This window comes from Sphingobium sp. (assembly GCF_035511395.1).
In the GTDB taxonomy this organism is placed as follows: Bacteria; Pseudomonadota; Alphaproteobacteria; order Sphingomonadales; family Sphingomonadaceae; genus Sphingobium.
In genome coordinates this window covers 1-10113 of sequence record NZ_DATKFP010000141.1, presented here as the reverse complement: position 1 = coordinate 10113, position 10113 = coordinate 1, and the positions used below count along the sequence as shown (strand labels likewise).

Annotated in this window: 14 protein-coding genes; 8 read left to right on the top strand and 6 right to left on the bottom strand. The window is 62.0% G+C overall.

Annotation, left to right across the window (positions count from 1 at the left end):
* Both VMR39_RS09440 and VMR39_RS09435 read left to right on the top strand, forming a co-directional pair.
* Positions 1-1115: Na+/H+ antiporter NhaA (locus VMR39_RS09440; protein ID WP_325415711.1), on the top strand; the 1115-nt coding region annotated here is incomplete at its 5' end.
* A 115-nt stretch (positions 1116-1230) separates the two neighbouring features.
* On the top strand, positions 1231-1443 hold the full coding sequence (locus VMR39_RS09435) for a hypothetical protein (RefSeq protein ID WP_325415710.1): 213 nt from the start codon (positions 1231-1233) through the stop codon (positions 1441-1443).
* A 381-nt stretch (positions 1444-1824) separates the two neighbouring features.
* Here the strand turns inward: VMR39_RS09435 and VMR39_RS09430 are convergent, their stop codons facing one another.
* From VMR39_RS09430 to VMR39_RS09420, 3 genes are all read right to left on the bottom strand, one after another.
* Complete coding sequence (locus VMR39_RS09430) at positions 1825-2007, bottom strand: DUF6771 family protein (protein ID WP_325415709.1); 183 nt, start codon at positions 2005-2007, stop codon at positions 1825-1827.
* Between the two features lie 83 nt (positions 2008-2090).
* Positions 2091-3611, bottom strand: a complete 1521-nt coding sequence (locus VMR39_RS09425; RefSeq protein ID WP_325415708.1) for a DNA polymerase Y family protein — start codon at positions 3609-3611, stop codon at positions 2091-2093.
* Positions 3526-4287 (bottom strand): damage-inducible protein, encoded by a 762-nt coding sequence (locus VMR39_RS09420; RefSeq protein ID WP_325415707.1) that lies wholly within the window; start codon positions 4285-4287, stop codon positions 3526-3528. Before VMR39_RS09420 ends, VMR39_RS09425 begins: the two co-directional genes overlap by 86 nt.
* A 307-nt stretch (positions 4288-4594) precedes the next feature.
* Between VMR39_RS09420 and VMR39_RS09415 the strand changes: the two genes are divergently transcribed.
* The 6 genes from VMR39_RS09415 to VMR39_RS09390 are packed head-to-tail and all read left to right on the top strand — an operon-like array spanning position 4595 to position 6772.
* Positions 4595-4960 (top strand): hypothetical protein, encoded by a 366-nt coding sequence (locus tag VMR39_RS09415; protein ID WP_325415706.1) that lies wholly within the window; start codon positions 4595-4597, stop codon positions 4958-4960.
* Positions 4961-4967: 7 nt separating this feature from the next.
* Entirely contained in the window at positions 4968-5147 is a 180-nt protein-coding gene (locus VMR39_RS09410; RefSeq protein WP_325415705.1) for a hypothetical protein, read from the top strand.
* Entirely contained in the window at positions 5144-5626 is a 483-nt protein-coding gene (locus VMR39_RS09405) for an SOS response-associated peptidase family protein (protein ID WP_325415704.1), read from the top strand. The genes VMR39_RS09410 and VMR39_RS09405 overlap by 4 nt, the downstream gene beginning before the upstream one ends.
* Complete coding sequence (locus VMR39_RS09400; protein WP_325415703.1) at positions 5623-6213, top strand: alpha-ketoglutarate-dependent dioxygenase AlkB; 591 nt, start codon at positions 5623-5625, stop codon at positions 6211-6213. The genes VMR39_RS09405 and VMR39_RS09400 overlap by 4 nt, the downstream gene beginning before the upstream one ends.
* Before the next feature lie 45 nt (positions 6214-6258).
* Complete coding sequence (locus VMR39_RS09395) at positions 6259-6441, top strand: DUF3008 family protein (RefSeq protein ID WP_325415713.1); 183 nt, start codon at positions 6259-6261, stop codon at positions 6439-6441.
* Between the two features lie 16 nt (positions 6442-6457).
* Positions 6458-6772, top strand: a complete 315-nt coding sequence (locus VMR39_RS09390; protein ID WP_325415702.1) for a hypothetical protein — start codon at positions 6458-6460, stop codon at positions 6770-6772.
* A 164-nt stretch (positions 6773-6936) separates the two neighbouring features.
* Here the strand turns inward: VMR39_RS09390 and VMR39_RS09385 are convergent, their stop codons facing one another.
* From VMR39_RS09385 to ligD, 3 genes are all read right to left on the bottom strand, one after another.
* The gene (locus VMR39_RS09385; protein ID WP_325415701.1) at positions 6937-7143 is read right to left on the bottom strand and encodes a hypothetical protein; all 207 of its coding nucleotides are present in this window, start codon (positions 7141-7143) and stop codon (positions 6937-6939) included.
* An 86-nt stretch (positions 7144-7229) separates the two neighbouring features.
* Positions 7230-8036 (bottom strand): exodeoxyribonuclease III, encoded by an 807-nt coding sequence (xth, locus tag VMR39_RS09380; RefSeq protein ID WP_325415700.1) that lies wholly within the window; start codon positions 8034-8036, stop codon positions 7230-7232.
* Complete coding sequence (gene ligD / locus VMR39_RS09375) at positions 8033-9952, bottom strand: DNA ligase D (protein ID WP_414712482.1); 1920 nt, start codon at positions 9950-9952, stop codon at positions 8033-8035. Before ligD ends, xth begins: the two co-directional genes overlap by 4 nt.
* Positions 9953-10113 lie beyond the last annotated feature (161 nt).

Sequence of the window (10113 nt, the reverse complement as noted above, 5' to 3'; positions counted from 1 at the left end):
TCATCATCGGTACTGACGTAAAACGAGAGCTGGTCCGCGGCGAACTCTCGCGCTGGCGAACAGCTGCCTTCCCCATTGCCGGGGCCGCAGGCGGCATGCTGGTCCCCGTGCTCCTCTATCTGCTGATCGCCGGAGGCACTGAGGTCGCGACAGGTTGGGGAACCGTGATCACGATGGACACGGCTTTCGGCCTCGCCCTCATTGGGATTTTCGCGAAATCCTTGCCGCCCGGCGTCCGGGCGCTGTTCCTGGCGTTCGCAGCCATTGACGACATTGGTGGGCTGCTGGTCATCGCGGTCGCTTACAGCCAGGGCATTCATGTTGCGGGGCTATTGTTCGGATGCGCTGCGTTCGCCGGCAATTATCTGCTCCGTCGGCTGAAATGGGGCGCCTCCTTGCCCTATGTCCTGCTCGCGCTTCTGCTCTGGGCCGGGATATTTCAGTCGGGCATTCACACGACCATCGCCGGGGTTCTCATTGGTTTCCTCGTGCCGGTTCACCCCCGGCTCCGCCGCGCGCAATTTGCCGACAAGGTTCAGCAGAAGGTCGATGAATTCCAGGCTGCGCACGACCATGCCGAAGAGAGCGATGGCGAGGAGGAAAGTTCTGCCGCCGAGCAAAAGGCGGAGGAGCGGCTTGGCTATTTGCATGAAATGACCGGCGCTACCCATGAGACGGGAGAACGGCTCATCACCCTTTTGACGCCGTGGATCAGCTATATCGTACTGCCGCTGTTCGCGCTTTCCAATGTCCGCGTGCATATGAGCGGCGACCTTATCACCGCTGCGCTCGGCTCGGCGCTGGCGCCAGCGATCCTTGCTGGCCTGGTGGTCGGCAAGCCGATCGGATTTCTGGGTTTCAGTTGGATTGCGACGCGTCTCGGAATTGCAGAGGCGCCCAAAAACGTCACCTGGCCTATGATCGCCGCCATCGGTTGCACGGCGGGCATCGGCTTTACCATCTCGCTCTTCATCTCAAGCCTTGCCTTTACCGACGAAGCGACGCGGGAGGTGGCAGCGCTCGCCATCATCCTGGCCTCTCTTCTGGCGGGCATTGCCGGCTACGTCGCCCTCCGCCTGGCTGCCAGAAAGCCATCCAGAATGCGGCGCCCATGACATCGCCCCGATCTGGGAGGCAGTCGACCCACCAAGGACCGTACGGATACGAAATGACGGGAACATGCGCACATCTGACCTGTTGGCTTGGCTTCACGCCTGATAGGAGAGAGCCATGACCCCCGAAGACTTCCCCGGTGAAAATGATCAGGCTGACATGAAGGGTACATCGATGAACGATCTGCCCGGGACCGACCAACCCGATGGCACGGACGAAGACGTCGATGTTGATGTGGACGCCGACGATGAAGGCCACGATGCCGACGATCTCGAGGACGCGCAACGAGAAGCCGCTGAAAAACGCGCACAGGAAGGCGGCTATCAGTAAGGCCAGTTTTAGGGCGGCCGCGATTCCAAGCGTGTGCCGCCCCCAGGCTTAAGCCTGCTACTGGAAGACCAGATAAAGTAGAGAATGTGTCGTTGGCAATCGTAGAATATATCGAATTTCAATCGACTATCTGACACGGTGATAACGTCGCGACGTCGCTACATCCCTCCACGGCGCGTCATCACCAAAGCCCAAACTATGCGCAACGCGCAGTAGGCAAAGAAAACCCCGCCGGAGCGCACTCCACGGCGGGGCCAAGGTTCAGGGAGGTGTCGCTCAAAGGGGAAGAGCGACACTGCTAACTTAGGTATTTAGCAGCTTCTTACAAGACCGGCTTTTCCCAAAATGGTGCGAGATCAGTGCCGTAGCATTCGAGCTGGCTTAGCGCCCCGTAGTTGAGTCTGACGATGGGGCGTTTGAAGCCAGAGCATCGGCGATCATCGCGGCCAGCGTCTCCTCGGCCCGTGCCCGTACGCCAGCCTCTTTTGCTTCCAGATCGTGCCGAAGCCATTGCGGCGCACGTTCGATGACACGCAGAATCGTCGAATTTGTTTTTTCGTCCATGCGAGCCAGCCTATGACTGCTTGGCCTTGGCAGCGCAATCGTGCCGCAGCGCGCCGGTCCAGGCATCGCCACAGCTATTATCGTCAGGCGAACAACCCATGCAGAAACCAGCCCTGGCAACCGGTCGCGCTGTCCATGCCATCGCCTTGACGGAACACCCAGTAGCGCGCGCCGGTCTCGTCCTCGACGAGGAAATAATCGCGGACGCTCAGCCACTCCTCATCGCTCACATGCCATTCGCCATAGATGCGCTCGGGCCCGTCCGCGCGCTTCACCTTCCGGCGCATGCCGCGCCAAACGAAGTGAACTGGTGGGTGCTCGGGCAACAGGGCCATGGTATCGATGGGTTGAGGACGTTTGAAGAGGCGCGCTGGGCGCGGCCAGCGCTCGGGCCAGCGCAGCAAGGTCGGATCCGCCATGGGGGCAATGCGGGTGACGGAGCGCTCGGGAATATCGCTTTCGCGCGCGGCAACCCGATAGAGCCGCTCCTCCCCTACCCTGTTCCCCAATATATCGACCAGCGCTGCCACATCAGGCGTGGGCGTCTCGCCCAGATGCGAGATGGTGCGGAGCCCAAGCGGCTCGACCAAAGGCGCTGCCAGCACCATCTTCTCGACCCCGAAGCCAGGATCGACCGTCTCGATCCGGTCGCAGAGCAGCCGTCCCATTTGCTTCCTGTCCCGACTTGGCTTGGCAAGCCCGGCACGGATCGCCTCTATCCGGTTGTCGACGCGGTGAAAGCGCAGGTCCAGCCGTCGCGCCCCTACGCCCGCTTCCTCCAGTTGCTGACACAGGGCGTCCACCAGCTTGTGCGTGTAGCGGGCAAGGGTCTCGGGCGCGCCGATCGGTTCGGCAAAGCGGCGCTCCACCGCAATCGTTTCGGGCAGCGCGACCGGCTCGAAAGGTTCGGACACGCGGCCATAGACCTGGTCGAGCCGCAGGCCGGGCGCCGACCCGAACCGCAGCGCGAGCGAGGCGCGCGGCATGGCTTCAAGATCGGCGATCGTTTCCAGGCCCAATTTGCTCAGATTAGAGACGATCGCAGGCTCCAGGCGAAGCGCGGCAAGCGGCAATTCGGCAATTGCCTCGGGCAATGAAAGAGAATCGATGACGCGCAGCGGCTCGGCGCCATAACGCGCCAGCGCATGAGCAGCACCATAGGCGGGCGCGCACACTGCGCGCGCCACCGTCTCCACCTCGGCAAGTCGCGTCACTACGTCCTTGAGCACCCCCATCACGCCGCCATGGGCATGAGCGGCGCCGGTGATGTCGAGCATCAACCCGTCGGGCGGATCGACCGCTATGATCGGCGCATAGCGGCGCAGCGACCAGACAGCGAGACGCTCCAGCCCTTCCGGGTCCGCCTGTGGCTCGGCATCCATGATGAGGAGATCGGGCACCAGCGCCTGCGCTTGCGTCACCGCCAGGCCTGTGCGCAAACCGATCAAGCGCGCGGCGGCGTTCGCCGCGGTGACCACCCGACGTTGCCCTTCCATGCCAGCAAGGATCAGCGGCGCGTCAGGAGGCGGCGCGCTGCACCCAAGCCTGCGACGCAGCCGATCCGTCGGCCAGGTCGGCAGGAATAGCGAGACGACCTGTCGCATCGCAGGCTTCCACCAGAAAATCGGCGCTCTCTCCTGCCCGGCACCGAATGAGCTCGACAAACCAGCGATGCCGACCAACCCCCGGCACCGGCAAGGGTTCGGATGGAACGGCCGTCACCCGCCATCGCGTCGCGGCCGCCGTGGGCTGGCCAAAGTCCGACGCTTCGGCCAGGCGCCGCCAGCGCCGGATCGCTATTCCAATGGTGCCGCTGCTCTCGGCCGCCAGTTGGAGGCGCCGCGAGGATGTCATCGACAGGCGGGCGAGTTCCGCGACCACGCCGCCAAGGCCACCATGCCGCAGGCCTTCCTCAAAACAGGCGAGCACCGCCGTTTCATCGCGGGCCTCAACATAGATGACGCGATCGGGATCAAGCCCCGCCTGCGCGATGGCGGGCGCGAACAGATCAGGCTCGGTCATGCACCAGAGAATACTGCCGCTCACCCGCGCGAGAATGCCAGCGGCGAACAGCGCGGCAGCCGCGCCATCGGTCACCCCCTGTGCGCCGCCCGCCACTTCATGCAGCGCGCCCAGCGCCAGACCCCCGCCCGGCAGTTTGGCGTCGACCATCTCCAGCCCAAATGGCAATACCTCTTTGCGCCGACGTTCCGCGCCCTCGATCTCGGCAATCTGTGCGCGCAAGGCAGCAACACGGGGGGGCGCCCCTCTTTCCATCATTGAAGGGCCTCTTTCTGGCTCGCGGTTAGATTCGTTCCTATTTTGTTCCATACAGGGTCCAAGTCAACGGGGGCGGAGTCGAACAGACGCATCCTCAGCGACACGCTTCTGAAACAAGGCAGGAAAAACCGATGGTCTCGCAGCGAAAAAATTAAGCCTCAAGCTTGGGGACGAGGCGGCTGAAGAACCTTCGATCCACCAGTCTGCGACCGAATCGGAGCACGACTCGCCGTCGGCGCGTTATCATCCAGGCCATGATCCCGAGCTTGTCACCGACAATGAAATTCCCTGGTAAGGAGGCAGCAGTATGACGCCGCGCATCATCGCCATTGAAGGCATCGATAGCCTGCCGCCCAGCGAGGCGACGCAGCTTCGCATTGCCCAGCAGACGCTTGAGCTGATCCTTGGGTCAGCAGTCCGAGACAGCGATCAGACGGTCGATCCTGATCTCGCGGTTGAAGGCATTTTGATGGGCCTCGCCTGCATCATGGAGCAGGCACCTGAATTCCCGACACGGCAGAGCCTGCGCAAAGGCGCTGAGGCCTATGGTAAGTTGCTCGGACATCACGCCCAGACTTTGCGCTCGGCCTTTGAAGAGACCGGCATCCATCCGATCGATGGTCTGCTCGACCGCTTCAACATGTCGGGCGAAACCGGGCAGAAGGCGAACTAATCGGCGCATGTCGAGACTGCATTGCATGGCGGCGGGGCTGAGCGAGGTCGCCCGACATTTCGGCGCGGATATGCCTGCCTCGATCGAGCTTCCATCCGAGACCACTGAAGGTGCGCTCGGCCTGGTGGTTTTCGAGAATAAGGGTCGGCGGATCATGCGCGGCGTGACATGGGGTTTCGTCGCATGACACGTGAAATGCGCGAACGCGGCGAAGAGCCAGGAAGGATCGGACTAGCCGCTGATCTCACAAATCCCATGTGGGATCAGATGGTGGCAGATCCGCGCTATCGGTGCCTGATCGTGATGACCCATTTCGCCAACCCTGATGGACCACCCGGCGGCCGCACGCGGACCTGGTTTTCGTTGAAGCGCCAGCCGATCATGGCCTGGGCCGGCTTCTGCCGGAACATGCCGGACCGGGGCCCGGTTTATGCCGGCATGACGATGCCTGCCAATGAGGCCATAATGGGGACGAACGATCGGATGCCAGTCCTGCTGGACCCTCATGAATATTCCGCCTGGCTGCATGGCCCGATCGAGAGCGTGATCGGATTTCAATATCGAGCGCCCTTCGCTGCCGAGCGGTTCCGCGTCGAAACGACCGAAGACCTATGGAGAAGCCGCCAGCTGCCGCCTTCCGCTGACAGCCAGATGGCGCTGCTATGAAGACGGCCGATGCCCAGCAAATCGATCTGTTCGCGCCACCCCTTCTCCCTGGCCTCGACTATGCCGCCGACTTTTTGAGCAAGGCTGAAGAGGCGGCCCTGATCGAACACATTAATGCGGCGCCGCTCACGCCATTTCGGTTTCAGCAGTGGACCGGCAAAAGGCTCACCACCAGCTATGGCTGGACCTATGATTTTGAGAATGGTCATTTTGGCCCGACCGACCCTATGCCCGACTGGCTGCTCCCCATCCGCGAGCGGGCTGGGCGTTTTGCCGGCCTTGAGCCGGAAATTCTGGTCCAGGCCCTCCTCATCCGCTACGATATAGGTGCAGGCATCGGTTGGCACAGTGACCGCCCGGTGTTCGATCGGGTCGTGGGCATCTCGCTTGGTGCGGGTGCACCCATGCGCTTCAGGCGGCGGACACAAAGTGGATTTGACCGCCGGACTGTTCCGCTTGAGCCCCGATCCATCTACCAGCTGTCAGGAGAAGTCCGGCAGGAATGGGAACATAGCATCGCGGAGATGGAAGTGCCCCGGTGGTCGATCACCTTCCGCACTCTAAAAGCTGGGCGCGACGGAGCGTGAAGCCATGCCGGGCGTTGAGACGTCTACAAAGGAGATGCCGTGATCATGCCCGCCACGTCCAAAGCCCAGCAAAAAGCCGCAGGTGCGGCATTGTCCGCCAAGCGCGGCGAAACACCCAAATCGAAGCTGAAAGGCGCATCGAAAGATATGGAGAAATCCATGTCTGAAAAGCAGCTTGAGGAATTCGCTGCGACGAAGAGGAAAAAGCTTCCTGAGCGCAAGGACTGATACGCCGTCCTATCCGGTGACGCCAGACGGTCGCTATTTCGTGGTGCGCGGGCGACTATGGCGGGCGACCAATCCGGCATTGAGCGAGGATGTGCGCCAGCGGTTTGTCCAGCAGCTCATGGACGCGCGTCGCGACGTGGGAGTGGCCAAGCGCGTCGGAAACGGGTCAGCGGAGCGAGATGCCCGGAACCGGGTCGATGCTGCCAAGCGGAAGCTCGGCGAGCGGGGGCCGGTCTGGTGGGAGGACGGCGCTCCGGATTTCAATCGGCATCTTGCCCGCAATACGCCGTACGCCGAGTGGTTTGTGGCGCTCGATGCCAAGGACAGCTGAGCCGATTGCAAATGCTGCATGCGGCAGTCTTCTCTTCGCATTTGCGAGCTCAAGCGGCCGATGCCACATACGCCCTGCCTTTCAGGCATCCTCTCCTAGAACTCAATAAGGTCGGCCCTTTTAGGACCGACCTTCTTTTTGCCGGACAGTCCTGGCCCCAGCAGTCAGTTGCCTTCCTCTCCCTTATGATCGCCATGGCCATCAGCCAGCGCTTCATCCCGATCCCGGCGCGCCCTCGTTTGGCCATCTTTTATCTGGGCTTTTTCCTTGTCACTCATGGGCTGAAGCCGAGGCGCGGCCTGTTCATGGATGCCTGGTTCGGTGGCGCGCTTTTCAGCATTCGGCTTCTGACCGGGGTTTGGCTCTTCCATCATCCGCTCCTGTTGCGTTTCACCTTTGATCAACGTCGAACGGGGGACCGCATGCTTCGTTCCGAGGAGGCGAGCGGCCTGCCTGATCAGGTCGGCTTCTTCGCTCTGCGGCGACGTGGCTTTTCTCCCAACTTAATCCAGACCGGCGCATGGTCGCTGCTTTTCTCCCATCCGCGCGGCGCCTTATCGACCTCGGCCGCAATCAGTCGCGCCTTTGCTTTGTCGTTTAACAGGAGATGGTCGATGCGCAGGCCAGCGTCGCGCTCGAAGGCGAAGCGCAGATATTTCCAGAAGCTGTAGATGGTCTCGTGAGGGTGCAGATATCGCAGGGCATCCGTCCATCCCTGATCGAGCAGGCGCTGATAGGCCGCACGCACTTCAGGCGCAAACAAGGCGTCGTCTCGCCAGCGGTCTGGCGCATAAACGTCGAGGTCTGTCGGCATGACATTATAGTCGCCGGCGATCACCACCGGCGCGTCCAGATCGATAAGCGTTGCAAGATGCTGGTGCAGCCGCTCAAACCAACGCAGTTTGAAATCATATTTCGGACCCGGCCTTGGATTTCCGTTGGGAAGATAGAGGCCTGCAATGAGCACGCCGCCGACCGCCGCCTCGATATAGCGGCTCTGTTCGTCATGGGGATCGCCCGGCAGACCCCGCCTGGTTTCATGAATTTCGCCAACACGGCTCAGGATCGCCACGCCATTCCATCGGCTCTGCCCGTGCCAGATCGCGTCATAGCCTGCGTCGCGGATGGCCGCTTCGGGAAATTTTTCCTGAGGCGCTTTCAATTCCTGGAGCGTGACGATATCCGGCTCTGCTTCGCGAAGCCAACGCAGCAAGACCGGAAGCCGTCCGTTCACGCCGTTCACATTATAGGTTGCGATTTTCACAGGTCTGGCAGGATCTGGTCGGCCCGCCCCCAGTTGGCAAGGTTCCTGGAAGCCGCCCGCCTCACCATCTCCCCCGCGTCGCCGATATGCCAGTGATTTGCGCTATCGAGATCGCGGAGTTCTTCCCATGTCAGCGGCACGGCGATCGGGGCAAACGGCCTTGAGCGCGCGCTATAGGGCATGACGGCGGTCGCGCCGCGCTGATTGCGCAAATAGTCGATGAATATCTTGCCCGAACGTCTGGCCTTAGCCAGCGCAGCGGTAAACCGGTCGGGATCGGCCTGCGCCAGGGCCAGCGCGAAGCGATGGGCAAAGTCCTTGACCTGTGGCCACTCCGCCGTGGGCGTCAGCGGCGCAATCACATGAACCCCTTTGCCGCCCGTCACCATCGGAAAGGTCACCAGCCCCATCTGCCCCAGCACGTCCTGCAGGTGAAGCGCAGCGGAGACGACATCCTTGAATTCCAACCCCTCATCCGGGTCGAGATCGAAGACGAGGCGATCGGCCTTTTCGACATCCTCGATCCGCGCGCCCCAGCCCTGAAACTCGATCGTGCCCATCTGGACGCAGGTGAGGAGGCCAGCAGAGGAGTCCACAAACAGATAGGGCTCCTCATGGCCATCTTTCTCCAGGATCGCGACCTGCTTGACGCTGTCGCCAAAGCTTCCGGCATCATGCTTCTGGAAGAAGCATTTCTTGTCGCGACCTTGCGGGCATCGCACGAGGCTGACAGGTCGGCTTCCGGCCCAGGGCAGCATGATATCAGCCACGGCCTCATAATAGTCGGCCAGTTCACCCTTGGTCAGCGTGCCCTCGGGAAAGATCATCCGGTCCCTGTTGCTGATCTTGACGCCGCTGGTGCTGGCCGGTCGCGTCGCGGTCGTGACAGGGGCCTCCACCTCCAGCACGACAGCTTCGGGCTTCTTGTCCTCGCGCAACCCCAGATAGCTGGAGTGCCGCAGCACACCTTCGTCAGTGAACTCGATATAGGCGATCTCGGCGACGAGCCTGGGCTTGATCCAGGTCGCCCCCCGCACGGCAGCCCTCGGCGCATCGACGGTTGGCTTCTTCTGCTCAAGCGGCGCCATAAGCGCCATCAACCGCTCAACCTCGTCACCGCTAAAGCCGGTTCCGACCTTGCCGGCATAACGCAGCTTGCCCTTTTCATGCACGCCGAGCAGAAGCGCACGGAAACCGCGCTGCTTGTCCGACGGGGTCCAACCCACGATAACGAATTCCTGGCGGCGAATGCACTTGGTCTTGACCCATGAGCCTGATCGCGATCCCGTGTACCGCGCATCGATACGTTTGGAGATGACGCCCTCCAGCCCGGCGCCGCAAAAACTGTCGAACAACTGCTCGCCCCGCCCGACGATGTGGTCTGAGTAGCGGATATGCCCCCTGCCCTTGCCGATCAGCGCGGCCAGCTTTTCCTTCCGCTTAAGCAGCGGGCGATCAGTGAGGTCTTCGCCGTCAAGCGCCAGCAGATCGAAAGCCATATAATCGATTTTGCCCGGATCGCTCTTCAACGCCGCCTGAAGTGCCTGGAAGCTCGTCCGTCCGTCAGGCAGGATCACGACAGCCTCGCCATCAATAAGCGCGCTACGGGCATCTAGCGTCTTGGCGTCCGCAATAAGACCAGCGAACCGGTCGGACCAGTCGAGACCCGACCTTGTATAGGCTCTTCCCTCTCCGCCGCCGACCGCCAATAAGGTGCGATAGCCGTCATATTTAAGTTCATGGACCCAGCGGTCTCCTGCCGGGACATGATCGACCAGCGTTGCCAGCTGTACCGGCTGGAACGGAGGTGGTGCCCCTTTGCTCCTCCGGCGTGCTTTCGTTGGCGCTGTGGCGACGGGCGCGGGAGCAGGCTTGGTCGCGGAGCCGCGCGCCGTCTTGCGCTTTGGCACGGGCATCCGGCTGGCTGGCAAGGATGCGCTCGGCATACTGCATGCCCAGGCTGTACTGCCCAATCTCGTTGTGCAGATAGGAGGCTTCCACCAGGGCATGGATGCGCAACTGCGGGTCACGCACTTGATCCAGTTGCGGTAGCAGGCGACCAAGCTGCCGCAGGCTC